36 protein-coding genes are annotated in these 24,150 nt (G+C 31.5%); 26 read left to right on the top strand and 10 right to left on the bottom strand.

Annotation, left to right across the window (positions count from 1 at the left end; all coding sequences use genetic code 4):
• The first annotated feature begins 16 nt into the window (after positions 1 to 16).
• The 5 genes from GvMRE_RS02095 (at position 17) to GvMRE_RS02115 (ending at position 4,396) form a co-directional block, all read left to right on the top strand.
• The gene (locus GvMRE_RS02095) at positions 17 to 319 is read left to right on the top strand and encodes a hypothetical protein (RefSeq protein ID WP_147409637.1); all 303 of its coding nucleotides are present in this window, start codon (positions 17 to 19) and stop codon (positions 317 to 319) included.
• A 163-nt stretch (positions 320 to 482) separates the two neighbouring features.
• Positions 483 to 941: a 50S ribosomal protein L9 gene (rplI, locus tag GvMRE_RS02100; RefSeq protein WP_147409638.1), complete on the top strand. Its 459-nt coding sequence runs from the start codon at positions 483 to 485 to the stop codon at positions 939 to 941.
• A 5-nt stretch (positions 942 to 946) separates the two neighbouring features.
• Complete coding sequence (locus GvMRE_RS02105) at positions 947 to 1,321, top strand: hypothetical protein (RefSeq protein WP_147409639.1); 375 nt, start codon at positions 947 to 949, stop codon at positions 1,319 to 1,321.
• Between the two features lie 23 nt (positions 1,322 to 1,344).
• Positions 1,345 to 2,544: a coiled-coil domain-containing protein gene (locus GvMRE_RS02110; protein WP_147409640.1), complete on the top strand. Its 1,200-nt coding sequence runs from the start codon at positions 1,345 to 1,347 to the stop codon at positions 2,542 to 2,544.
• Entirely contained in the window at positions 2,537 to 4,396 is a 1,860-nt protein-coding gene (locus GvMRE_RS02115) for a polyribonucleotide nucleotidyltransferase (protein WP_147409641.1), read from the top strand. Before GvMRE_RS02110 ends, GvMRE_RS02115 begins: the two co-directional genes overlap by 8 nt.
• Before the next feature lie 324 nt (positions 4,397 to 4,720).
• Here the strand turns inward: GvMRE_RS02115 and GvMRE_RS02120 are convergent, their stop codons facing one another.
• From GvMRE_RS02120 to GvMRE_RS02130, 3 genes are read right to left on the bottom strand one after another with little or no spacing between them, the layout of a single operon-like run.
• A complete protein-coding gene (locus GvMRE_RS02120) occupies positions 4,721 to 5,125 on the bottom strand; it encodes a hypothetical protein (protein ID WP_147409642.1) in 405 nt (134 codons plus the stop codon).
• A gap of 3 nt (positions 5,126 to 5,128) precedes the next feature.
• On the bottom strand, positions 5,129 to 6,088 hold the full coding sequence (locus GvMRE_RS02125; protein ID WP_147409643.1) for an NAD(P)/FAD-dependent oxidoreductase: 960 nt from the start codon (positions 6,086 to 6,088) through the stop codon (positions 5,129 to 5,131).
• 48 nt (positions 6,089 to 6,136) lie between these two features.
• Positions 6,137 to 6,592: a hypothetical protein gene (locus GvMRE_RS02130; RefSeq protein WP_147409644.1), complete on the bottom strand. Its 456-nt coding sequence runs from the start codon at positions 6,590 to 6,592 to the stop codon at positions 6,137 to 6,139.
• 56 nt (positions 6,593 to 6,648) lie between these two features.
• On the opposite strand from GvMRE_RS02130, the gene tmk reads away from it, so the two are divergent.
• Positions 6,649 to 7,323 carry a dTMP kinase gene (gene tmk / locus GvMRE_RS02135; RefSeq protein ID WP_147409645.1) on the top strand — a complete coding sequence of 225 codons (675 nt, stop codon included), beginning with the start codon at positions 6,649 to 6,651 and terminating at the stop codon, positions 7,321 to 7,323.
• Positions 7,324 to 7,407: 84 nt separating this feature from the next.
• On the opposite strand, the gene GvMRE_RS02140 is transcribed toward tmk, so the two are convergent.
• Positions 7,408 to 8,160: a hypothetical protein gene (locus GvMRE_RS02140; protein WP_147409646.1), complete on the bottom strand. Its 753-nt coding sequence runs from the start codon at positions 8,158 to 8,160 to the stop codon at positions 7,408 to 7,410.
• Positions 8,161 to 8,189: 29 nt separating this feature from the next.
• Positions 8,190 to 8,687: a hypothetical protein gene (locus GvMRE_RS02145; RefSeq protein WP_147409647.1), complete on the bottom strand. Its 498-nt coding sequence runs from the start codon at positions 8,685 to 8,687 to the stop codon at positions 8,190 to 8,192.
• A 71-nt stretch (positions 8,688 to 8,758) separates the two neighbouring features.
• Here GvMRE_RS02145 and GvMRE_RS02150 point away from each other — a divergent pair, with 71 nt between their 5' ends.
• A complete protein-coding gene (locus tag GvMRE_RS02150) occupies positions 8,759 to 9,568 on the top strand; it encodes a hypothetical protein (protein ID WP_147409648.1) in 810 nt (269 codons plus the stop codon).
• A gap of 64 nt (positions 9,569 to 9,632) precedes the next feature.
• On the opposite strand, the gene GvMRE_RS02155 is transcribed toward GvMRE_RS02150, so the two are convergent.
• Positions 9,633 to 10,616 carry a P63C domain-containing protein gene (locus GvMRE_RS02155; RefSeq protein WP_147409649.1) on the bottom strand — a complete coding sequence of 328 codons (984 nt, stop codon included), beginning with the start codon at positions 10,614 to 10,616 and terminating at the stop codon, positions 9,633 to 9,635.
• Between the two features lie 4 nt (positions 10,617 to 10,620).
• Positions 10,621 to 11,544, bottom strand: a complete 924-nt coding sequence (locus tag GvMRE_RS02160) for an IS1595 family transposase (protein ID WP_147409650.1) — start codon at positions 11,542 to 11,544, stop codon at positions 10,621 to 10,623.
• A 75-nt stretch (positions 11,545 to 11,619) separates the two neighbouring features.
• Between GvMRE_RS02160 and GvMRE_RS02165 the strand changes: the two genes are divergently transcribed.
• The 19 genes from GvMRE_RS02165 (at position 11,620) to GvMRE_RS02235 (ending at position 20,785) form a co-directional block, all read left to right on the top strand.
• Positions 11,620 to 13,032: a hypothetical protein gene (locus GvMRE_RS02165; RefSeq protein WP_147409651.1), complete on the top strand. Its 1,413-nt coding sequence runs from the start codon at positions 11,620 to 11,622 to the stop codon at positions 13,030 to 13,032.
• A gap of 37 nt (positions 13,033 to 13,069) precedes the next feature.
• A complete protein-coding gene (locus GvMRE_RS02170; protein WP_147409652.1) occupies positions 13,070 to 13,258 on the top strand; it encodes a hypothetical protein in 189 nt (62 codons plus the stop codon).
• Positions 13,259 to 13,272: 14 nt separating this feature from the next.
• Entirely contained in the window at positions 13,273 to 13,968 is a 696-nt protein-coding gene (locus tag GvMRE_RS02175; protein ID WP_147409653.1) for a hypothetical protein, read from the top strand.
• Between the two features lie 121 nt (positions 13,969 to 14,089).
• The gene (locus GvMRE_RS13355; protein WP_172575210.1) at positions 14,090 to 14,236 is read left to right on the top strand and encodes a hypothetical protein; all 147 of its coding nucleotides are present in this window, start codon (positions 14,090 to 14,092) and stop codon (positions 14,234 to 14,236) included.
• A gap of 621 nt (positions 14,237 to 14,857) precedes the next feature.
• Positions 14,858 to 15,043: a hypothetical protein gene (locus GvMRE_RS02180; protein WP_147409654.1), complete on the top strand. Its 186-nt coding sequence runs from the start codon at positions 14,858 to 14,860 to the stop codon at positions 15,041 to 15,043.
• Between the two features lie 7 nt (positions 15,044 to 15,050).
• Positions 15,051 to 15,671 (top strand): hypothetical protein, encoded by a 621-nt coding sequence (locus GvMRE_RS02185; RefSeq protein ID WP_147409655.1) that lies wholly within the window; start codon positions 15,051 to 15,053, stop codon positions 15,669 to 15,671.
• 37 nt (positions 15,672 to 15,708) lie between these two features.
• Entirely contained in the window at positions 15,709 to 15,930 is a 222-nt protein-coding gene (locus tag GvMRE_RS02190) for a hypothetical protein (protein ID WP_147409656.1), read from the top strand.
• A gap of 20 nt (positions 15,931 to 15,950) precedes the next feature.
• Entirely contained in the window at positions 15,951 to 16,127 is a 177-nt protein-coding gene (locus tag GvMRE_RS13360) for a hypothetical protein (RefSeq protein WP_172575211.1), read from the top strand.
• A gap of 49 nt (positions 16,128 to 16,176) precedes the next feature.
• A complete protein-coding gene (locus GvMRE_RS02195; protein WP_147409657.1) occupies positions 16,177 to 16,551 on the top strand; it encodes a hypothetical protein in 375 nt (124 codons plus the stop codon).
• 106 nt (positions 16,552 to 16,657) lie between these two features.
• Positions 16,658 to 17,623: a hypothetical protein gene (locus GvMRE_RS02200; RefSeq protein WP_147409658.1), complete on the top strand. Its 966-nt coding sequence runs from the start codon at positions 16,658 to 16,660 to the stop codon at positions 17,621 to 17,623.
• A 17-nt stretch (positions 17,624 to 17,640) separates the two neighbouring features.
• Positions 17,641 to 17,814: a hypothetical protein gene (locus tag GvMRE_RS13365; protein ID WP_172575212.1), complete on the top strand. Its 174-nt coding sequence runs from the start codon at positions 17,641 to 17,643 to the stop codon at positions 17,812 to 17,814.
• A 16-nt stretch (positions 17,815 to 17,830) separates the two neighbouring features.
• The gene (locus GvMRE_RS02205) at positions 17,831 to 18,037 is read left to right on the top strand and encodes a hypothetical protein (protein ID WP_147409659.1); all 207 of its coding nucleotides are present in this window, start codon (positions 17,831 to 17,833) and stop codon (positions 18,035 to 18,037) included.
• 6 nt (positions 18,038 to 18,043) lie between these two features.
• On the top strand, positions 18,044 to 18,256 hold the full coding sequence (locus GvMRE_RS02210; RefSeq protein ID WP_147409660.1) for a hypothetical protein: 213 nt from the start codon (positions 18,044 to 18,046) through the stop codon (positions 18,254 to 18,256).
• Positions 18,256 to 18,396, top strand: coding sequence for a hypothetical protein (locus tag GvMRE_RS13370; RefSeq protein ID WP_172575213.1), 141 nt, complete (start codon positions 18,256 to 18,258; stop codon positions 18,394 to 18,396). Before GvMRE_RS02210 ends, GvMRE_RS13370 begins: the two co-directional genes overlap by 1 nt.
• Entirely contained in the window at positions 18,386 to 19,315 is a 930-nt protein-coding gene (locus GvMRE_RS02215) for a hypothetical protein (protein WP_147409661.1), read from the top strand. The genes GvMRE_RS13370 and GvMRE_RS02215 overlap by 11 nt, the downstream gene beginning before the upstream one ends.
• A gap of 68 nt (positions 19,316 to 19,383) precedes the next feature.
• Positions 19,384 to 20,001: a hypothetical protein gene (locus GvMRE_RS13375; RefSeq protein ID WP_172575214.1), complete on the top strand. Its 618-nt coding sequence runs from the start codon at positions 19,384 to 19,386 to the stop codon at positions 19,999 to 20,001.
• Positions 19,991 to 20,353, top strand: coding sequence for a hypothetical protein (locus GvMRE_RS02225; protein ID WP_147409662.1), 363 nt, complete (start codon positions 19,991 to 19,993; stop codon positions 20,351 to 20,353). Before GvMRE_RS13375 ends, GvMRE_RS02225 begins: the two co-directional genes overlap by 11 nt.
• Before the next feature lie 8 nt (positions 20,354 to 20,361).
• Positions 20,362 to 20,556, top strand: coding sequence for a hypothetical protein (locus GvMRE_RS02230; protein WP_147409663.1), 195 nt, complete (start codon positions 20,362 to 20,364; stop codon positions 20,554 to 20,556).
• Between the two features lie 25 nt (positions 20,557 to 20,581).
• Positions 20,582 to 20,785 (top strand): hypothetical protein, encoded by a 204-nt coding sequence (locus tag GvMRE_RS02235; protein ID WP_147409664.1) that lies wholly within the window; start codon positions 20,582 to 20,584, stop codon positions 20,783 to 20,785.
• 136 nt (positions 20,786 to 20,921) lie between these two features.
• Here GvMRE_RS02235 and GvMRE_RS02240 read toward each other — a convergent pair whose 3' ends face one another.
• From GvMRE_RS02240 to GvMRE_RS02250, 3 genes are all read right to left on the bottom strand, one after another.
• Positions 20,922 to 21,380, bottom strand: a complete 459-nt coding sequence (locus tag GvMRE_RS02240) for a hypothetical protein (RefSeq protein WP_147409665.1) — start codon at positions 21,378 to 21,380, stop codon at positions 20,922 to 20,924.
• A 70-nt stretch (positions 21,381 to 21,450) separates the two neighbouring features.
• On the bottom strand, positions 21,451 to 23,361 hold the full coding sequence (dnaK, locus tag GvMRE_RS02245) for a molecular chaperone DnaK (RefSeq protein WP_147409666.1): 1,911 nt from the start codon (positions 23,359 to 23,361) through the stop codon (positions 21,451 to 21,453).
• Between the two features lie 10 nt (positions 23,362 to 23,371).
• Positions 23,372 to 23,971 (bottom strand): nucleotide exchange factor GrpE, encoded by a 600-nt coding sequence (locus tag GvMRE_RS02250; protein ID WP_172575215.1) that lies wholly within the window; start codon positions 23,969 to 23,971, stop codon positions 23,372 to 23,374.
• Between the last annotated feature and the right edge of the window lie 179 nt (positions 23,972 to 24,150).

Consider the following 24,150-nt stretch of genomic DNA (forward strand, 5'->3'; position numbering starts at 1 on the left):
GGTTAAAAGTTATATTATGAACGAAAAAGAATTTTATAGTTCCCTAAAAAAAGAGTTAGAAAATGATTTAAACTACTTGAAAAAAGAAAAAGCAGAGGAAGAAGAAAAACGCCGATTAGAAAAGATTAATGATTTAGAAAAGACAAAAACTGAACTAACCAAATTAATTGAAGAGAAGCACGAAAAAAATAAATTAGAAATAATTGAACTAGAAAAGAAATTAAAAACTTTTTATTACTGATTATTTGGCACTTTTTTACTTCTTTTGGTAATTATTATTGGAACATTTTTTTACTTGCGAAATTCTTTTGGAAAATAAAAGTTTTGTGAAAATTGTGAATAGATATTGACATTAATTTTTAGCGTTGTGATTATTTTTTACTCAAGAAAGTAATTTTTTAGTAGATTAATATTTGATGCAAAAAAGAACTTAGAGAACAAATTTTTTGAAAAAGGCGACAGATTTCTAAAATTAGTATATAATGAGTAAACAGTTAGAAGTTATTTTGGCAGAAGATATTAAAAATTTAGGAAAAAAATGAGAAGTTAAAAAAGTCAAAGTTGGATTTTATCGAAATCATCCTTACTTAAAAGAAAAAATTTGGCTTTATAATTCCCAAAATCGTCAAATAATGGAAAAAAGAAAACAACAAGAACACGCTGCCGCTTTACTTCGAGAAGAAAAAGCCCAGGAACTTTACGAAAAAATTAACAATTCAACTTTTTCTTTTACTTTAAAAAAAGACAAAAATGACAAAGTATTTGGTTCCATCCGAGTTGAGGATATTTTAAAAGAGATGAAAAACCAAGGTTTTCATTTAGAAAAAAATCAGTTATTAGACTTTGCTCCTTTAACTAATTTAGGTGAAAATTTGCTGAAAATTAAATTGAGTGAAAAATTGATAGCCCAAGTAAAAATTATTATAATAGCGAGCGAGTAAAAAGTATGATGAATGATAGAGAAGAAATAGTTTACAATAAAGAAGTTGAAGTAGTATGTGAATCAAAAGTTTATAGTTCTACTGCTTCCAACCAAAAGACATACTACTTTTTATTTTTAAATAAAGAGAAAGAAATAGAATCAGAGGAAAAAGACATTGCTGCCTTTATTTGAGAAGAGGCTTTTATGAAACTTAAACCTGATTACCAGAGTTTGATTGAAGAATTGGTACAAAATAAAAAAACTGCTCGTTTTACCATAAAAGGAGTTTACCAACCAGGGAGAGCAGGATATAACACACCTGCTTTCCATGTTGGAAAAATAGAAGATATTGAAGTAATTGATGAAGGGTTTGATGACGGAGAACAAGTAATTTTTTAGGGAGGGAGAATAAAAACTAGTTAATGACTTCTCGCTTACAATTTTTAAAAGATTTATATCAGAAACTCCATAAACCACTTACTTTATTAGAATTTGAAGAAATAGTAGATGAAGCAAAAAAAGTTATTCCTGACGACAAATGGCAAGAATTATCACAAGACGAACAAGAATTAATAATTAGTTTGTTTTGAAAAAAATTTGGTGTATACGAAATTTTTATTTATAATTGAAATAGTAATGTGGTTTCGCCAACTGAAAAAGAATTAAAGTATTTGGAAAAATATCAAGCCGACTTCGCTACTGAATTATTGCCTCTTTTTGATGAATTAAAAATAAATTCTTCTATTGCTGAAACATACGAAAAACACAAACAAAAAGCCGTAGAGTATAAACTAATCCTCGATAAACTGCTCCAACAAGAAAAAGACTGTCAAGCAGGGTTCCAAACTATTTATCAACAGGCTAGTAATTCCCAAACTTCTTTGTCTGAACTAAAAAATTTGTATAACCAAATAGGTCAGATTGTCGACAAATATCCCAATTTTAGACCGAGTGAAAAAACCAAGGAGTTATTTTTAGAGATTTTAGGAGAATTCGCAGCCAGATTAGGCGAATTTCGGAAAAATTGATTAGAAAAAAAACTCATCAATCCTACTAATGAAGAATTAGACCTTTTTGAATTTTTTGTCGAAGAACTTTTCTCCTTTACTTATGAAGAGATTACTAATGAGGAAGAAAAAGCCCAAATAGAAAGAGAATTCAACCAATTAAAAGATACTATTCACCAAGAAAAGAAAAAAAGAGGTCAAAGCATTTCCAAAGATACTTCTGGCGACAGTTCTAACATTAGCAAAAAATCCCAAGAAAGTCAAAAATTAAGCCAACAAATAAGTGAATTAGAAAGCAAAGTAAAGCAATTAGAGCAAGAAAAACAGCCAGGTTCCAATAGTGAATTAGAGAATAAAATTAAAGATTTACAAAGCCAAATAAAAATGTTGCGAAATGAGTTAGAAAAAACTCAAAAAGGTTCTGATAAAAGCAATAAAATTAGCCAAAATCTTTTTGGGGGAAAATCTTCAACTACTTCTGAAAATACTAAAAATGATAAGCAACCAAAGAAAGAATTTCCTTGAAAGATTGTGCTTCCTTTGGTAGGAATAATAGTCTTATTGATAGGAATAATTATTTTTGCGTTTTGACGCAAAAAGTCTAAAAATGAATAATTCAACACAAAAAAAATTTGAATTTACTTTTCAAGGCAAAAAAATAATCTTTGAAATCGACCAATTAGCCACTAAAAGTGAAAAATCTGTTCTTTGCCGCTACGGAAATACTGTGGTTTTGACAGTTTTGTGTCTTAAACAATCTGCTGAGTCTAGCAAATTAAATTTTGTTCCTTTAACTGTCTTTTTTGAAGAGAAATTTTATTCAGTAGGCAAAATCCCTGCTGTCTTTAACAAAAGAGAAGGTAAACCGGACTACAACTCCGTTACTATTGCTCGACTAATTGACCGTTCTATCCGAAGTTTTTTTCCTTTAGGTGGTCAATACGAAATTCAAATTACTAATAGTGTTTTGGCTTTCGACTCTGCTGCTGACCCACGACTGGTAGCCTGTTGAAATTCAATTTTAGTTTGCTATTTGTCTCCTCTTTTATCCTCTTTTAATCAGCCCTTGGCAACGGTAGTGATAAGCAAGAACCAAGAAGAGTTTATTTGTAATCCCAGTATTATCCAGTTAGATGAATCTCCCTTTGAATTGATTATTACGGCAACTAAAGAAAATATTGTGATGCTTGAATTAGGAGCCGAAGAAATTGCTGAGAAAGAACTTGAAAAAGCGGTCATTTTCGCCCAAAAACAAATTCAACAACTTTTACAATTTTTTCAACAAATTGCGAATTCTTTAAACATCTCAAAAAATTCTTTTTTAACACCAGAAAAATCAATTGACAAAAACTGGCAAGAGAAAATAAAAGAAAAGTTAGAAAAAATCTTAACTGCTAAGGATAATTGACTTAACAAAGAAAAAAAACTCCAAGAAACTCTACAAGAACTAAAAAAAAATCCCGAGCAAGACACTAATGCTTGGGAAGAAGAAATTGAGCAAATTTGGGATCTCACTCTTCAAAATTGAATGCAAACAAATTTTCGCCGGACTCAGCAGCGAATTGATGGACGAAAAAAAGAAGAGATTCGTCCATTAAATATGAAAATTAATTATCTTCCTAATGTTCACAGCAGTGCCTTATTTCAAAGAGGAGAAACCCAGGTTCTTTCAGTGGTGACACTGGGAAAAACTAGTGATCGGCAGTTAATTGATAATATTTTTGTTCATACTCATAAGCATTTTATTCACCATTATAATTTCCCGGCTTTTGCGGTGAATGAAATTGAAAAATTTAAGTCTACTTCTCGGCGAGAAATCGGACATGGGCAATTAGTCGAAAAAACTTTTCCTCCTTTATTACCATCAGTTGATACTTTTCCTTATACCATTAGAGTAGTTTCAGAAGTATTAGGCTCCGATGGTTCCTCTTCCCAAGCTTCAATTTGCGCTACTTCTTTGGCCTTGATGACAGCAGGCGTTCCTATGAAAAGACCAGTGGCCGGAATTGCTTTAGGATTACTAGAAGGAGAAATTTTGGTTGATATCAATGGTTTGGAGGACAAATTTGGAGAAATGGATTACAAAATCGCTGGCACAGAGAAAGGTGTTTGTTCCTTACAGTTAGATGTAAAAAATCAAGGAATTTCTTTTCTCATTTTCCAAAAATCTTTGCAGGAAGGCAAAAAAGCCCGAATTTATTTACTCCGAGAAATGAGTAATTTTTTGCCAAAAACTCGTCCACAATTGCCTACCCAAGCCATTAAATTTAAAAAAATTTTTGTTGGTGCCGAACGTTTTGGATTAATCATTGGTAGCCAAGGAAAAACCATTAATCGTTTAATTCAAGAAACCGGAGTAGAGATAGATTTGCAGCAACCCAGCGGCTTTGTTCTTCTTTACCATCATGACGAACAACAATTAATTAAGGCTGTTCGTTTTATTGAAAGTCAAATAAAAAAAAAGTAGAATATTTAAAAATTTGCTGTTTTCATTACAAATAATCAGCAATCACTATTTTTTTTGAAATGTGAATAAATAACGCCTCACTAAAAACTAAAAATGTTATGGCTAAAAGTCGGTGAAACTCATTGATTAATAGAGAGAGAGAGAGAGAGAGATTTTATAATAAATTACATAAATAAAATAGTAATGGTTTAGATATACTATGACTACGGAAGATTAAAAAAAATGCTTTCTAGTTTTTCCTATTTGCTTCTTGGAAATCTAATAAAACATAATAAGTATCTCCTTTTTTCTCTTTCATTTTAAGATGAAAATGGTAATATATATTTATTTAACCTTTCTTCTATTCTTTCTTTTTCTCTTTGAATGTGACTTTTTTTTCCTTTCATCGGTAGCAGTATTTTCTTTCAACCTTTTTTTAATTAATTCTACCTGCTCCTCTAATTTTGTTAATTGTTCCATTATTTCAATGTTGTCTTCTCATTGCTTTATGATGAGTTTTTTAATATTAGAAAGTGAATTTAATTTTCTTTCAACTCTCTCTTCTAAACTAGTTATTTCTTCTTTTCCCACAAAGGCAATAACTTCGTAAGTTTCATTACCTTTTACTAAATGAAGAACAAAAAAAGTGTTGCCATAATGACTCTTTTCTTTTTTGATATCAGCAAGTAAAGTATCGGTTAAACGGATTTCTCCCTTGTCTAACCAATCAATTCATTTCCATTTTTCCATATATTAATATTTTTTCTCTGTTTTTCTTAAGTGTTCAATTACGGCTTGGGCGGCAATTGCTCCATCGGCAGTAGCAGTAACAATTTGGCGAATTCTTTCTGGTTTAACTACATCACCAATCGCAAATAGTCCATTGATTTTAGTTTCACATTTTTCGTTAACATTGACATAGTTTTTTTCATCACAAACGCCACTTAAATTATGAAGAAAATCAGTATAAGGCAGCAGACCAATACAAGGAAATAAAGCACTAATTTCTAACTTCTCTTTTTCTAATTCCTGCAAATCATTTAAAATTAGGTGAGTGACTTTTCTTTGATTTGCTGTTTCTCCAACAATTTCTTTAACAGTTCTCTCTAAAATTAATTTAATTCGGGGATTTTGCTCGACTTGTTGTTTGATTTCTTGGTCTACGCGAAATTCTTTTCGTCGGTGAATTAAGTATACTTTTTTCGCAATTTCACTTAAATAAAGTGCGACTTCGCAAGCTGAATAACCACCGCCCACGACAGCAACAACTCTATCACGAAAAGCAAAGCCATCACAAATGGCGCAGTAAGAAACACCAAAATTAGTAAATTCTTCTTCGCCCGGGACATTCAATTTATTTTCAATAGTTCCTGAGGCAATAATTACTGCTCTGCTAAAATAAGTGTAGTGAGTTTCATTTTTTTCAGTTTTTACTTCGAATGCTCCTTGATTGTTCTTGATTAATTGAATCACTTTTTCGTTTTTCCCATCAATTTTATAAGAACGGGCATGCTTAGCCATTTCTTCAGCTAATTTTGGTCCCTTAATTTTTATAAAGCCAGGATAATTTTCCACCTCAGCAGTTTTGTTTAATTTGCCTCCATCCAAGTCCTTTTCTAAAATTAAAGTTGCCAATAAAGCCCTTTTAGCATAAATTGCTGCAGCTAAGCCGGCTGGTCCGGCTCCAATAATAATTAAATCGTATTGTTGCATAATTTAATTTGTCAATAGCAAGGTAAAGAATGGAATAAACGCATGAATTTACTCCCAAGCCCCAATTTTCTTGCGCAATTTTTCCATTAGTTCAGGTTCAATTTGCCGCTCCCTAAAACCTTTTTCCAGACCAGCATTGAGAGCAATCAATTTATCTAATCTTTTAATGATTTCTTGCCGATTAGTGGATAAGGTTTGGCTTTGAATTTGCTTTTGGAGAGCCAAAATTTCTACTTCTCTTTGATAGTAATCCCACAATAAAATCATTTTATTTTCTAACTTAGTGGCTTTTTGTCATTCTTTGTCAAATCTGCTTTTTAGGCTTTGTAATTCTTTTTCGACTTCTCGAAATTTATTCTGAAATTTGGTCTTTAATTCTTTTTTTTGCTTAATTAGATTCTTTAGTTCATCTTCAAGCAAGTGAAGGGTTTGTTCAGCCCGAGTTTTTTCAATTTCTTCACTTTTAGGAACTTCTTCAACCTTAATAATTTTTTCATCGTCCATATTGATATTTTTGGTGCTCCCTGGTTAATTTTGTTTCGTTTTGGCAAGCAAAAAAAATGGTTAAAAATATAGATATGCATTTGTTGGTTAGTTTTGAAGGAATTGATGGGAGTGGTAAAACTAGTGTAGTGAGAAAATTAAGTGAAAAATTACCTAATTCTTTTGCTACCAAGGAACCACGAGGCACTAAATTAGGCGAAAGAGTTTGACAATTAACTAATGAATCTTTAAAGAATAAAGAACTTGTTATTGACAGTCAAAGCCAACTTTTTCTTTTTGCAGCAGCCCATAATGAACATCTTAAAATAATCAGGCAACAATTGTCAGGGGAAAAAGATAAAATAGTATTAGTTGACCGTTATATAGATAGCACTTTTGTCTACCAAGGATTACGAGGAAATTTGACCGAGGAACAAAAAAAATCAAGAGTAAATTTAATTAAAGAACTTTTTCAAAAATTTATTAATACTCGTTTTCCCGACTTGACTTTTATTCTCAATTTAGAACCAGAAAAAGCCCAAGCCAGATTAGAAAAAAGGGAAGAAAAAAATAATTGGGATAAATTAGATTCAGAGTTTCACCAACAAATTCGTCAAGGTTATCTAGATTTAAAAAAGTATTATTTTCCCGAAAGAAACTACCACATTATCAATGCTGACCGTCCCTTAAAAGAAATAGTGGAGGAAATTTACCAAATTATTATTAATTTTCAAACTAATTTAACAAAATAACAAAAAAATTATTTGAAGAAAAGAAGTGAAAATTGTTGTGTACCAACAAATTCAACTAAATTTCAGTCTTTTAATTATGTAAAATTAATTACTTGGTCCAAGAGTGCTAGGAGGTTGGTTTTGGATTATTTGGGCTTGTTGTTGTGGTTGATTTTGTAAAATAGTTATTTTTTCTTCTAGTTTCTTGATTTTTTCATCTTTTTGACCGATGACTATCATTTGCTCTATTATGATGTTTGCTTTTTCTTCTTCTGAAAGTGATTTTATTCAGTCATAATTTTCTTCTTCAGTTTTAAGAATTGCTTTTTGTTTACCCTTATTTGAAGAACTAGAATTTGCTTCTGGAACATCATTCAAAGAATCATTCATTACTTCAAGCATCTGAACACCGTCGTCTATTATTAATTTATTAGTTTGATAAACACTTTCTAGAAGAGGATTTTTTCCTTCTTTAAAAAGATTTAAGATTGATATTAATTCTTGCATTTTTTCTTTTTTTTCATTAATTCCAATTATTTTGGCTATTTCTTTTGTCTCTTCTAAAAGAAATAAAGAATAAAGTTCAAAAAATCGTTGTAAAATTTCTTCTTTTTTATCTCCAATTTTTTCTATGGAATCTAATTCTTCTATTTCCTCAACAATATTTTCGTAGTAGATGTTTACTGTAAAGTAATTAGTGAATTCATCGTTATTTTGACACAAACCAGTTTGCACACTCCTAAAAAGTTGGTCTAATTGTGTTTTAGCCTCTCCTAACTGATAAGTAAGTTTATTTTTTTCGTAATTTTCTATAAGTTCCAAGGTTTCTAAAATTTTTTCTTTATTAATTATTTTCATAATATTATTTTTTAATGAAAAAAAAATAATTATCTCTTTTTAGGTTTGAAAATTCAAGCAATTATTCCAATTAAGAACAATACACCAACAATTATCACTACTGGCAAAACTCATTTTGGTCATTCATCTTTTTTAGAACTATCTTGCAACTTTTTACCGGCTTTTTCTAATCCTTCACCAGTTTTTTTGACCGCGTCGGACGAAGTTTCGCCAACTTTATCAGCCGCTTCTTTAGTAGTGTCTTTAGTTTTTTGTCAAACAGTGCGGTCAGCATTTCAAGTTCCACCTTTAATTATCAAAACGCCTTCTCTTCTTTCGGTCATGTCTTCTCCAACTTCAATTTTAACGCTTTTGTCCTCAATAAATTCCTTTAAATCACTTTCGTTTTGATATTCAATTTGAATTCGACCATAATGGTGGTCGCCATAATTAAATAAGTCAACTTCATAAAGAGCATATTTTTTACCGTTTTCTTCTCATTCATGACCTAAATCTTTTTTAATTTTTACTGTTATATTACTTGTCATATAAATAGTTTTTACATGTTTTCAATTTTATGTTTTTTAATCTCTCTCTCTCTCTCTAAAATAATATTATAATGAATGATTTGGAAACAGAAATAAAAAATATTTGTGACGAAATTGAAACACCTCAAATTGAAGTTTTTTCCTGAAAATGAATTAGAGAACTTTATAACAAAGGCATTGAAAAATCTTCGTTATTTAATGAATCTGATAAAAGAGAAACAAGCAAAAATAGTGTCATTTATGTAACTGCCAAATTAATTATAGAAATTGTTAAAGAAATAAGTTTTGGAGAAGAAGCTCCTCCTGAATGTTTACCTACAAGCGATGATTTAAATTTTTTTGAAAAAGTTAACCAAGAAGTTCCAGCACTTATAAAGTATTTAGAAAAAAATTCACGAGAAGGAAGTGAAGGTGAAGGGATGATTTCTATATTTAAAGCAGGTAGCAAACAATTAAAATCTTTCATCCAAGAACAAAGAAAAAAACTTGGTTCTTCCCAAAAACCAACTAATAAACCAAATCTCCAAGACCAACAAAAAATTCAAAATCAGCAAAAAGAAATTGATTATCTTAAACAGCAATTAGCCGAATTACAAAAACAAATAACAGAATTAAAGCAAAACCAAAAAGACACTGATGCTAAACCAGAAATCACTAAAAAAATAGAAACCCTAGAAAGTAAAAAGCAAGAAATTCAAAGTGAATTAAATAAAAAACAATCCCAGCAAAAAGAATTAAAGGATAAGGCTAATTCATCACAATCTAATAATTCTGATAATGGATTTAAGTGATGATATGTTGCTATTCCTAGTGCTATTTTATTAGTAATTATGGGAATAGTCATTGCTTATTTGATGGGTAAAAATAAAAAAAAACATTAAAAATTTTGGCAATTATATACAATTTTACACTAAAAGAATAATTTTCTTTATGACTTGGTTCTTTTTACTTCTTCCTTTCTTTCCTCAGTTCTTCTTTTAAATCTTTTAATTTTAGCGGTGGTGTTTTTGCCAAAATTCTTACTTTTTGCTCAAAGTCAGTTTGAGATACTTCTGCCAATTCTTTCGATGAAGAATACTTTCTTTTCATTAATGCTAAAAATTCTTCTCTATCTTGGGAAATTGAAGCTAACGCTTCCACTGTGTAAATCACTTTCTTCAATTCTTCGCGACCTATTTCCGGAGTTAAGGATTGGTGAAATCTGTATCGGTAATTTCCTCCTTTAGTTTTCGGAGTTTTCTCTTTTAATTTATCTAAAACAATGGTGCCTTTAGGCATATTCTTGTAAACTAATTCATTAGTCAGGGTGCCGACAAATCCTGGTCTTTTGATATTTTCCACCGTAAACGGCAAACCTCATAGTCTAAATATTTCTTTATAAAAAGTTCAAGGGAAAGTTTTTTGTCATTTCAAAATTTCCTCTGAAATAAAGGCTTTTAATATCGCCTGTAGTTCGGCTTGCTCTCTTTCGTATTGGTAGCCAGTAGCTTCGTCTACTAGGGCGATAATGCCGACCTTGGCAAATGATCTTAGTAAAATTTCACACTGGTCAGCGATTGTTTTTTGCCGAGGTGATAAGTGAATGTTTTTTCGGGCTTCTAACATTCCGTCACAAAAATCGACTAATCTAGTTGCTTCATAACCGTGAATTTCATTTTTTCCATCATAACAAATAATTGGGTCAAAGTGGGCGGGGTTTTTGTCTCTATAAATAAAGGATTGCAGTGATTTTTGGTCTAAATATCGCTTTAATCTGGGCCCCCTTTCTTGCTCTCCATTTTCATCAACCATTTTTAAGGCATCTTGCATGCCTCGACTTGACAAAACTCGGATTCCATCTTCAAGAACGAAGCAGGGCAACTCGAACCCGGCTAAGTCTAATTTTCCTTTGTATTTTACTTTTCTTTCGATTTTATTTGTATCTTTCATGTTTTTAATTGATTAATTTTTGATAAGTCAAGTTTTTACCGACTACTGAAGAAAGAATTAAATCAAATCTTTCTCGTTCTTGGTATTTTCTAGTGTTAAACCGTAAAGTGAATTCATTAACATACTTTGATGTATGTTTCTTGCTTATTCAATGGTAGATACCATTAATTCCTCTTTTCAGATGTGACCAAAAGTTTTCGATAGCGTTAGTGGAAGTTGTTCCCTTGACATACTGTTTAGCACTATGATTGACTATCTGGTGATTAAAACTTTGAGACAAACTGCTGTGACGATATCATTCGTCAGTGTAGACATCTGAACCTTTTTCAATGTTGGCTCTGATTATTGGTTCTAGAGTGTTTTGTCGGGTATCAAAAACTACTTGAGTAATCAAATTTCCACCTCTTTCTAACAAACCTAACACGGGAATTTTGTCAGTTCAACTTCGACCTTGGGAATGAGGAACTTTTTTATTTCAGTGGCGGTTTTTGTTTTTTCCACCGATAAAAGTTTCGTCGATTTCTACCAAATCTTTTAGCATAGTCTCAAGTTCTGAGATTTTAAAAGTAGAGCGTAAGCGATGAAGCATAAATCAGGCTGATTTTTGGGTGATTGAAATATCTTTGGCTAGTTGGCAAGAAGAGATACCTTTTTTGTGAGCAGAGAAAATATATAAAGCTCACAGTCATTTTTGAAGTGGTATTTTAGAATTTCTAAATACGGTTCCGGTCTTGATAGTAAAATACTTATTAGTATTTTTGCACTTATATTTGTTGTCAGCACATTTGTAAACTTTAGAATTAGGATCAAAAGGAGAAATCGGTTGACTATTTCAGATAATTGCTTCTAAGTAGTCGATACAATTCTGCTCAGTAGGAAGAGTTATTAGCAAGTCTAATAAACTTTTAAAGTTTTGTTTGAGGAGCATTATGTTTTATTTTTTTAGTGTAAAATTGTATATAATTGCCTAAAAAAGAAAAATTAATGAAAAATTAAGTAAACAATGAATAAAACAATAACCAGTCTATACAACTACTACAAAAATACTCCTAAAAAACTTAAAATAGTTTGTGATTGGGATGAAGTAATACAAGCGTGTGAACCTTATGCTTTATGATTAACTCCTTTAAGTGAAAAACAAAAAAAAGAAGGTTATGTTGATGAAGGGATTAACTTTTCTGAATATTTTAAAGTTTTTTGAGAAAAATGGTCAGAACCTTGAATTGAATATTCCCTTTATAGTTCTCGTTTAATACCAAATGAAGATAAAGAAAAAATAGAACAGCAACAAAATATCAAAAACTCTCCTGATTTCTATCAAAAAGCCCCATTTTTAACCATTACTAAGGATTTATTGAAACTGATAAAAGAAGGCAAAGTAAGTAGGTTAATTTTCCTCTCTGCTTATGATAAAAGAAAGTTTCCTTATGGTGATGGGAGAAAAGAGTGAATATTTAAAGAAACCTTTGACAAAGTTGGGTATGAAAGGGAAGATGATAGCTCAAAAACGATACTCCCTTGTTATTTAGAACTAATCGGCTTTGATAGTGAAACCCAAGGGCAAAGTAAAGCCGACTGAATTAAAAAAAATGCCTCTGACTTTGATTTAGTTATAGATGATAATCCTTATATTTGTAAGATTTTAATTGAAAATAATAATTCGCTTATTTGTGGTTCTAGTGCCGCAAGAGGCGATTTCGCTCATGTAATTAATTCTCATATGAAAGTTATTGCTCCCCACTATCCAGCAATAGCAGACCAACACCATGAAGAAGTGTTATTGGTAAAAACTAGTGTTAGTGATTTAGGAAAAGAGGATTTTACCGAAAAAGAAATCAACAACGAGGAAATAAATAACAAATCTAATCCGTGCCAAAAATGTGGCAGTTCTAAAACTGGCAAAGAAAAAGTTTATCAAAATATTTGACGAGGGAATGAATTCAAAGAAATTCATACTGGTAATCTAATCTATTGTGAAAAATGCGTAAATAATCACATGGAAGAATTTGACTATTGGGAGAAATTGGCTGACGAATTAAAAGTAGACTGTATTCGCTACTGACAATTAAGTTATATTAGATATAGTGATGAAGAATTAGGCTTTTGCCTTCATGCTAGTGGAGAAGGAGATGATTGACTTTCAGGAGAATTAAACAAAGAAGAAAATCAACAATTATTAACTATTATCCAAAAGAATGACAAAGTTGCTTTTCGAAAGTTTATTACTAAAAAACTAACTGAATTAGCCGAAAGAGAAAAAGAAATTAGAACTAACCGAAGTGAAGCGGACAAAAAAGAACGAAAACTTAAAAACATTCTTGATACTCTTGAAACAATAAAAATAGAAGTTGAAGAATTAATTGAGGAAATTGTTCCTATCTGAAAAGAAGCAAGGCGAAAATACGAAACAGAATAAAAATTAGGCAAATCACACTGAACTTAAAAATAATAATATGAACCAAATACCTCTCACTATCAATGATTTTTGAAAAGATAAAAACAGCAAAAGAGAAAAATGAACAGAAACCAATCAAGAAGTTTGATTAGTAGAAAACGGAGAAAAGATTAAACTAATAGGCAAAAATCATAACACTTATAAAGAATTGATTAGAGAAGGAGAAAAAGAGTCAGATCCATCATAAAATTTAGATAAAAAGTGAGCCAAGAGAGCAAGAAAATAAGGCAAAAGCAAAGAAGATTAGTTAAAAAGTTTAAAAAAAGCCAATATAATCAGCAAAATAATTTAATTGAGGATAAATTTATCCAATCTAACCAAAAAATTATAGAATTAGAAACTGAAATTACTAATTTAAAGAAAATTTTAGGATTAGTGAGCGAAATAGTTAAAGAACAAGTAGGAAAAATAAGTGATTTAACTCAAAAAACTGAATTGCTAAGCGAAAAGTTATTAACTTGAAAAGAAAAAGAGAATTCTAAGCAAATATTAAACTTGGATAATAAAGAAAAATTTACTACTCTTAACCAAAAGTTTGAAGAAATTATTAAAAAAGGTGGAGAAAAAAGTGTTCTAAATCTGAAAAGAGTGCTAGAAAAAGAAGAACAAAGAAGTAGAGAAGAAAAAAATACCTTGGATCAAATTAGCGAACCAAAGGACTATTTAAATGAAGGACAAGAGTTAAATAAACCTCAGAATGATAATAGAGAAAAGACAAAAGCTATTCAATGCTTTAAATGTAAATTTTTTAGACCGAAATTATCCGATATAGACTATCCTATGCTAAGTGAAATTAGGCAACAAAGCGATAGTTATTGGTGAAATAATCAGTGAACAGAAAACCAAGACTACTGCGAGCCTTGCTATTATGGCAAAATCAAAGAACTAAAAACTTAATAATGAATGATTATCGCACAACCGAGCGTGCGTGAAGGAGTGTAAATGAATGTAACCAAAAGACCAGTAAAAGCATTGTTGAACAAGACTAGTCATTTGAAAAAATAAGTAAAATACTTATATGTTAAAGTTAGATATTGAATATAAAGACGGGTCAACCCGACACATTACGAACGATTTAAATAAGGAACAGTTTAAAGCATTAGGCGAACATTTGGAAAGTGGACGATTGAGCCACGCAAAAAGAATAATTATAGAGCAAAAATAATAAGACGAATATTATTTTGAGTATATATTAGAAAGGAAAACTATACAAAAAGCCTGAGAGAAAAAAAGCAAGGAGCTTAAAATATCTTATGGGAATGTTAGTTTTGACTTAGATAATACTTCTCTATGGCAACCAAACCTAGAAAAACATCAAAACGATATTTCTACCCGAGATGAAAGTCTCGATGAACTCCTTAATGGAGTAAACCCTGTTTCCCGAAGTGTTTTAAATAGCACTTATGGAAACTATGCGAGAATATAGTTAGGCGATTGGGTTCCGCCACTAAAATTTTTTAAGGTCGCTGTCTGAGCTATATTCAAGCCTTTTGTTTCCTCACTTGGGGCAATCGTAAAATAGGTGAACCGACTAGTTAAAGTTAGTTTACTACTCTTTAACATAGTAGATGACCAGTGGTGTTAACGACACTATTGGGTGAAGTAACTTGTAAAAGTAAACTATTAATTATTGAAGTTGGCAGTTAATAAATAATTAGAAACATAATTGCCTATGGTCGTAGAAGTAGTTAAGGGTTGTTTAGAGGACGAGGGTTCAATCCCTCCATTTCCACCAACGGAGTTATTATTTAATTAAATAAGTCAGAAAATGCTTAAAATGTTATTGATGAACTGAAGAATAATATGCGATATAATATTAGAAGAAGGCGACTTTGAAAAAAACTCAAGAATAAAGATTTGCGAGGATTGTGGTAAAGAACTTACCCTCAATGATCATTACATTGGATTGAGAAGTGAGATGACTGAAAAATGAGTCTGCGAAAATTGTTCCGATAATTATTTATCTGCTTAAGAATTTTATGGCAAACCAAGAAATCTTTAAATGTGCTTGGTGTAAGCACTCCCATGATTTAACTGAATTAGAAGCCATTGGAGATAATAAACGACGAGCAGAAACTTGCTTAGCTGCCAAAGCTAAATATGAAGATAAAAGAAGCAATTTGCCTTTTAGGAATGATTTAAGTTCCGAGCAAAGAAAAATTAAAGACCAAAAATATCAAAATCTAATCCAAAGAGCTTGAAAAGAACTAAATGACTTACAAAATACTTGGATTTGTGTTAATTGTTTCCAAAAAGCTCAAAGCAAAGCCCAGAAAAAGACGGGAACTAACAAAACTCACACTTGTGCGGTCTGCAAAAATGTGTTTACTAGTAAACCCCGTAAAGTTCATGTCGCTAATAAGCAACACATAGGAATAGAACCACGCAGAATAAGTAAAGTTTGTGAGGGATGCTGAGAAAACGAAATAATCGAAGCTGATTATTATTGTCCCCGAACTAGTGACGGACGGGACAGTTTAGAACCCGGACAGAAAGAATTTGATTGTCTGTGTGTAGTAAAAGAGAAATATAAAGGAGGGAGACATTTAGACCAAACTAACTATGAATATGATGAGGAAGACAAAGACATCGATAGTTAAAAAAGTCAAAGATTAAAATTAAAGTTAAAATAATTGTATGGACAAAGAACAAATTCAAGAAATACTAAATATTTGCGAAGCACATTTAGAAAATTTAAAAAATAATTTAGACGGAAAAGAGAAGTTGGAGACAATTTTGGAAGAAGCATTGGAACAAGTTAGCCAAGCAATTGATGAAGCACAAAACAGAGGAGAAGACATGACTAATGAAACTAATTGATATACGAGATTAATTGACGAGCAAAGAAACTTATATTAGCAAAATTAACAACTAAAAAAATGCACGATTTAAAAAAACAAAAAAACGAATGAGAAAAAACCAAGGAAAAAATTAGAAAACTAAAAGAAGAAATCAAAACAAAAAAAATTCAAGGAAAAATTAAAGATGCTTTGCTTTTAAAAAAATATGAGAAAAAAATAAAAGACTTAAAAGAAAAGTTGAAAGTGTTCGCCTAGTGTTTAGAAGGGATTAAAGTGATATTATAAGAGTTATAAATATACTTGTATGAATGATAATATCGAAAAAGACAAATTAAGTATGAGCGATGACATTGCTGATACTCTAACTCCGAATAGCGGAGCTCAAGAGATTGCCAGTTTTGCCGAAAAAGCAAGTTTAGCAATTGAAAAAGTAGAAGGCGAGCGAGACGAATATCGCAAACTTTATGTAAATGCTAATAGTGAAATATTAAAATTGAGAGAAGAAAACCGACACTTAAAAGACCGAGTAGCCAACAAAGAGACAGAAAGTTTAAGACAAACTACTATGGCACGGGAAAAAATGAATATGCAATTACAACGTGACACCAATACGCGAGAATTAAGTGAGTTGTTAAACAGCTCTTTTAATAGTTTATTAGAAACAAGACGAGGTCGTTAATTTTTTAAACTAGAAAAGAGTAAAAAATGACAACTAATTAGTGTTAGAGCCAGTGTTTACAGGCATTTAATTGAAATTAAATGAGTTAAAATAATACTTGAATGATATGGTAGAGCGAAATTTATACATCCAATTATTGGAGCAAAAAACCCAACAAGACCAAATTTTACAATTGGTCAAAGCTGATAGTCGTTATTTGGAACTATTTGCAGATAATAAAATCCAAATTTATGGTGGACAAGCGAGGTTCTTGTTAACCCAACCTAAACCCGGCATAGAATTTAAACCCAATTTATCGGTTCATTCCGGAGGTGATTTTAGCCGACAGTTAGATCTTGCCTGGATTGATATTCCAGCCGTAATCGACAAGGTTTATTATGAGTTAATTGTGGAAGACCGCTTTCTAGAAGCTTTGGATAGTCCAAATAAATTATCAGAAATGACTACTCAGCTAAAAGATAATATTGCCGAGCAAATTACGGATGATATTAACGAAAAAGTGGAAGAAATTTGGACTACTGATGGCAATTACCAGGAAAATACTACTGATATAGCCAAAGATGAAGAACCTGATGGTAACTTATTTAAAATGGATAAGGAATGATTTAAAAAGCCAGATGAAGTTTTAGGAGCTATTTACAATACTAGTTCAGCATTTTTAAGCAAAAATGATATCTTCCAATTGGGATGATTGAAACCTGCTGCTAATGCAACTGACCCTGCTACTAGAACAAAAGTGAAAACTAATACTAAAAAACTAAAAGATATTTTCCTAGCATTAGATAGTTCAATTCATAACTTGCTAGCGATTGGCAAATTCGCCCAAGCCTTTAACTTTAAATTTGTAGATTTAAAAGAAAGATTTGGCGAAGTGATTGAAACTTGTTTACCTAATAACTACAAAATAGTGATGTTTGACAAAAGAGTAATGGTATTGAAACCACGAGAACAAAACAAAGGATTAGAACATAAATATGAACCAGAAACTCAAACTAACTGATTTTTCTTACCAAGTAAAGTTTATGCAGGATTAATAACTTGTTTAAACTACTGTGCTTGAAAAGAAGCGTAATAAGGAGACTTAAAGATATGGAAGAAATAATATTAGACGAAGGAAAAGTAAACACGGATCCAAAAGGGTGAGCCTGCCAAGAATGTGGAATTGAAGCAGTGGTGGAAGAATTAAGGTTTATTGGTCACAGAAAATATGATGGTGGAGAAATAATGATTGTCTGTCAAGAATGCAAGCATTTGATAGAATAAAGAAGCGTAATAGATAATGACAGAAACAGAAAAAGAAAATTGAGACTATTATAAAACCTCAATAGATGGTTGTACTGATTGCGGCAAACTATTTTGTAACGATGATGATGAGAATGGAGAATGTACTTTTCAACACGATCACGATAATACTGAATCTTGAGGCAATGAAGAAACCGGTGAATTACTTTGCAAAGATTGTGCAAAAGCAAGAGGAATAATTTAAAAAAACATGAACTACGATAATTGAACTATCGAAGAAGAAACAACCAATCAAGGTGAATATGTGCTAACTTGCGACCAATGCAGTGAAACCATAGACAAAGGAGAAAAATACTGAATTTGTGCTGATGAGAATGGCAACCTCTATGAACCAATTTGCCAAACTTGTTCTCAAAGGATACTTGGTGATAATTTACAGGGAAAAGTAGAGGGAAATGACTAATGATGAAGAAGAATAACCAAGACCAGATACTAGAACAAATTAAAAAAACTTCTTTAAATTTTAAGAAGCGAGAAAAGACAGAAGAACTAATTCTCTTATTTGACTACCAAGTTATGAAAGGAATTATAAATGCCTATTAATACTTGAGACGGAACACTAGAAGAATTACATGATTTAGAAGGGAAAATTTTCACTCATGAAGATTTAGAAACAGCAATTAAACAATATGTCTTTAATTATTATTGCGGATTAAGTAATTTAGAAGGAGCTGGTCAATTAGCCGAATACTTTGATGACATCGATGAGAAATTAATCACACATGGTGAAATAGCACTAGTAGAATACAATGATAAGAAATTTTTAGCTAATATTAAAGAGGAACAAAACAATTTACTTAATAAATACGATGAAGTAACCTTAACTTTATTAGATAATCCTAAAATCCAGATTAAAAGCAATAAAAAAGATTATCCTTATAGATATGTAGTCTTTGAAAATAATAAACAAAATGAGGCTTACATGAAGCAAATTGATTATTTTATTCAACAGATGATCGGAGAAGTAAAAAAAATGGCTCGGGACGCATTTTTGTGCGAAAGAAAATTAATCTTCATAGTTCCGGAGCAACCAGATGAAGCCGATGCTCAATATTTAGTTAAAATGTGAAAAAAAGGTATATTTTTCTTTATTGCTTTTGAAAAGAGCAGGCGACCAGGAAAAATGGGCGGATCTGATGGAAAGCAAGGAATTCATCCGAGTCAAGTAAACTTCCAAACTTATGAACCTAAATTAGACATGGTTCAATGATATATTCGCAATTATGAATTTTGACACGCTAAAATGGAAAAGTATCTAGGAATTAGACATGATCCATTGGTTCAAAAACAAGAAAGAGCATCAGTAGCAGAAGTAAATGCTTCTACTTCTCCTTTTGATGCTTTTGAACGACGAGGATTCAAAAGCCGAGTAAGAGGAATTAAAGAATACATTAAAGTCTTTGAGGGAGGTAAAGGATCCTGTAATTTTACTTATGGAAAATATAAGTTTAGTTTGAGTTAAGGCTAAGTGTTCTCCGTTTGAAAGAGATGAAAAAACTTTTTGGCTAGACTGTTAAAATTATTGATGATATGGCAAAATCCCTTGAAAATGTTCAAAAAAGAAAAGAACAAGTAGTTCAAAAAATTAACGAAAAAAAAGAAGAGCAGGATGATATAATTCGACAATCATTAAAAGAGCAAGACAATGAAACACCTAATCATGAACTGATAGGTGATTTGGAAGACGAATGACGCAAATTAGAAGATGAAATTAGAAAATTAGAAGACGATCCAGTCTTTACGGAATTATATGATTTAGAAAACCCAATAGAAATAAGATGCTCAGGCTGCAATCGTGAAGTAGATGAACTAGATGATGAAACCGATCTTTGCAGAAGATGTACCGAAGAATCTGAAGAGGGCAATGTTTCAGGCGGTTATACTGACGACAATCAAGAAACGGAGGAAGATGACAAAGAAGACGAACCTGAATGTGCAGAATGTGGTGAAATACTCAAAACCCCTGAAGAAATAAAAAATCAAATCTGCCAAAAATGCGAAGATAAAGACGAAGAGGAAGAAGACGAGGACGAATCAGAAGAGGAGGAAGAAGATGAAGAGTGTTCAGAATGTGGAACAGTACTAGAAGAGGAAGAAGAAATTAGAACAGGTATTTGCAAAGAATGTGCTGAAAAATATGGAAAATAATATGCAAGAAAAAGAAATTAAAGTAATTTACGGCAATGCTGGCAATCAAATAGGAACTTTTTATAAATGTTCTTGCTGTCCGTATTATTTAGACAAGGAAGGCATTAAGAAGCACAAAGAATTGGAAAGCTTACAAAACCTCGGAATATTTAACCATTCCAAAAAAACAAATCCTGTCAAGGAAATCCACCTTCATCCTTATTTATGAAATATTATCGAAAACTTAACGAAAAGAATAGAATATTTAGAAAAAAAAGGTAATGGTGACGACTTTGGCTGAGAAGATGACGATGAATGTAAATGTGAAGATGGTTGTCCCGATTGTGAAGCAACAAGATCAACTTGTGGATAAAATACTATATGGATCGTGACAAAAACGAGGATAAATACGATGGAGAATGCGACAAGCCCGAACTACTAGAACCCGAGGAGCCTGACATAGAGCATGAGCCCGAAGAACAAGGAAATTTTGAACCATCAGCCGATTTTTGCTGAACTCATGAAAGCGATTGTGGAAGTGAGTGCGAAGAATGGAGAAAAGAACACCAAGAATAGCTGGGCAAACTTAAAAATATTCTATATGGATATTAAGGAACTAAAACAATTTCTCAATAAATTTGAAACAGAAGGACTTAAAGAAGCTAGTTGACTTGAACTAAGAAAATTAGGAAATTTAATGACATTACAAGGATCAGCACTAATGGCATTAGCAGAAGCTAAAGAAACAAAAGAAGATTACAGAAATTTTCTTAATTACGAAGAAGAACAAAAAAACAATAAATAATCAAGCAGAGAAATCAATAGTAAAAAAAACAAACTAATTCTTTCATAAAAAAGAACAAAAATAAATCAAAAAAAGAGAATAATTTTAGGAAAAACTTAGAAGGAAAATTGAACTTAAAGAGGGAATGATTTTGCCTTTACTTTGCGTGAGTACATGCGAGTATTAATAAAGAAGAGAAAAAACTAAAAGGCAGATAAAATAATAAATATGAACTGCTTAAAAAAAAGCGAAAAAAATTTAAAAAGTTGTTAATAATATATATATAAGTTTTGCCTACTCCAGATGGACCAACAAAACAAAAAATTGGAAACTTTTGTTCGTTAGAACGATTTTCTGTAAATGCCCTGATTCCTATTCATTCTAAAATAAATTTCTTTTGTTTCTCAAATCCTACTTGTTGATTAAGTTTCTCTTCTGCTTCTTGTCGACTCAAAGGAGTTGAAGTATTTCGGTAGGCTTCAATTAAACTTCCACAGTTTTTAATTTGTTTTTCAAGATATTCTTTTCTCTGGCTTCCGAAATTACCCCTATTAAATTCTAATAATTCTATTAACTCACTTATTCTTGCTTCTAATCTTTCAATTACTGTGTTCATCCTTACCAAATTGCTTTTCACATGCAAGCACATTCATTACTACTGCATGCCCTAAGCCGAAAATGTTTTACTATTTTTCCTTAGTAGTATCTTCTGTCGCTTCTTCTTTTTTTGTTTCTTCTTGCGGCATTTTCTTCATTAATTCATTAGAAAGGTCTTGCAACTCTTTTATGTTTTTGTTTTCCAATTGTTCTTTAATTTGGTCATAATTATTGTCGTCAACAACTTTCTTTAAATATGTAATTTTTGCTTGAAACTTTTTAAATTGTTCGTCGTCTTCTTTGAAATTTTTGCTTTGCTTAAATTTTTCAATTTGCTTTTCAAAAGTGTAAAGAAAAGTCTCTGCTTCATTTTTTTTCACTCTGTTTTCTAGTTCTTTTTGATCATCTTCGGCTTTTTTTTCTGCTTCTTCTCGTGCTTTTGTTATTTCTTCTTCACTTAAACCTTGGCTATCAGCAATAGTAATTGACTGTTCTTTATTAGTTTCCTTATCTATGGCTGAAACGGTAACTATTCCGTCAGCATCAATATCAAAAGTAACTTCTACTTGGGGAGTGCCTTTTGGAGCTGGCTTGATGCCAGTTAATTGAAAATTACCTAAAAGTTTATTGTCCTTACTAAGTGTTCTTTCTCCTTGGAATACACGAATGTCTACGCTTGGTTGGTTATCCGCAGCGGTAGAAAAAATCTCAGATTTTTTAGTCGGAATAGTAGTATTACGTTCAATTAACTTGGTAAAAATTCCTCCCATAGTTTCAATTCCTAAAGAAAGCGGAGTAACATCAAGCAAGAGTATTCCTTCTTTTGCTTCTCCACTCAAATTTGCTGCTTGGATAGCTGCTCCTATCGCTACTGCTTCATCAGGATTAACTCCTTTATTGAGTTCTTTACCAAAAATTTCTTTCGCTTTTTTTTGAATTGCGGGCATGAGGGTCATCCCTCCGACTAAAACAACTTCATCAATATCAGTTTTAGAAATTCCTGCATCTTTAATGCAATTCTTACAAGGTTTGGTTAACTTTTCCAAAAGGTCAGCATTGAGTGCCTCTAATTTACTACGAGAAAGTTCTTTATCAATATGTTTAGGAGCACCAGAAGAGTCAACTGCGATAAACTCAAGGAAAATTTCAGTAGTGGGAGAAAAAGAAAGTTTATGCTTGGCATCTTCGGCAGCTTCTTTTAATTTGTGTAAGGCTTTTTTATCCTTGCTTAAATCAATCCCTTCTTCTTTTTTAAATTCAGCAACTAGCCATTCAATAATTTTTTGGTCAAAATTAGCACCACCCAAATAAGTATCGCCATTAGTGGCTTTTACTTCAAAAACTCCTTCTTTGCTAATTCCAATAATTGAAATATCAAAAGTTCCGCCTCCTAAATCAAAAACAGCAATGGTTTGTTCTTTTTTTTTATCTAAGCCATAAGCCAAAGCAGCAGCGGTTGGTTCATTAATAATTCTCATTACTTCTAAGCCAGCAACTTTACCAGCATCCTTAGTTGCGTTTCGTTGAGCATCATTAAAGTAAGCGGGTACTGTAATTACTGCTTTTTTAACTTCTTTCCCGAGATGGGACTCAGCTATTTTCTTCATTTTTTGCAGAATAAAAGCCGAAATTTGTTGAGGAGAATATTCTTTTTTTCCTACTTTAATTCAAGCATCACCATTTTTTCCTGAAACAATTTGAAAAGAAGCGATTTTACTAAATTCTTGTACCTCAGGAGAATCAAACTTTCTCCCTATCAGACGTTTTGCTTCATAAATTACCAAGTTGGGTTTAAGAAACGCTTCTTTACTTTTTTTTGCTTTTTCTCCGACATCTACTAAATCTCCCTCTTCATCAAAGAGAACTACTGAAGGAGTAGTATTTCTTCTTGTTTCAAAATTAGTAATAACATCATATGTGCCATCTTCACGTCTAATGGCGACACATGAATTAGTAGTTCCTAAATCTATACCAATGGCTTTTTCGCTTAACTCGTTCATATAATTATTTTTAACTTTTTTTCTTGCTAATTATCACTTCGGCAGGACGAAGCACCTTTCCTTGATAGTGGTATCCTTTCTGGGAAACTTGCAAAATTGTTCCTTCGGGATAATCATTGTTTTCGTCAGATGCGATTATCTCAACTTCATCTGAATTATAGTCAGAGAGAGGTTTTTGAGGGGCAATTTTAATTTCTTCTACTTTTTCTTCCTGAAAAAAATCTTTTTGGAACCGAGCCAAAGCCATTTTAAAACCAGTCAAAAATTGTTTAACTTTGGAGTCCTGATGAGTTTGATTAATTTGTACGGCTCTCTCATAACTATCAAAAAGTGGCAAGATTTTCTTGATTAGTCTCTGACCAACATTGCGTTCTAATTCCATCATTGTTTTAAAATATTCTTTTTTTTGGTTATCTAATTCGGCCAGCAAGCGAAGATTTTTATCTTTTAAACTTTTAATTTCTTTTGTAAGGTTATTAATTTCCTCTGTATGAACGGCAGAATCAGGAGTTAATTTACTTGCCTCTTTTTTTACTTTGTCTTTTAATTCAGAAGTTTTTTTTTCTACTTTTTTAGTTTTGCTTTGGGTTTTTTTGTTATCACTAGACATATCCATATAATTTATTTTTAACACGGATTCATCAAGTAGCATCCCATGAGGTTCACAAATCTATATAATAATTTTAGTTGTAATTAGAAAAAAAACCAACAAACAAAAAGCAAAAAAGTTAATCAGAAAAAAAAAAGCACACGAAAGACACACGACCTCCACACGCTGCTTTAATTCTA

The organism is endosymbiont GvMRE of Glomus versiforme (assembly GCF_003546845.1).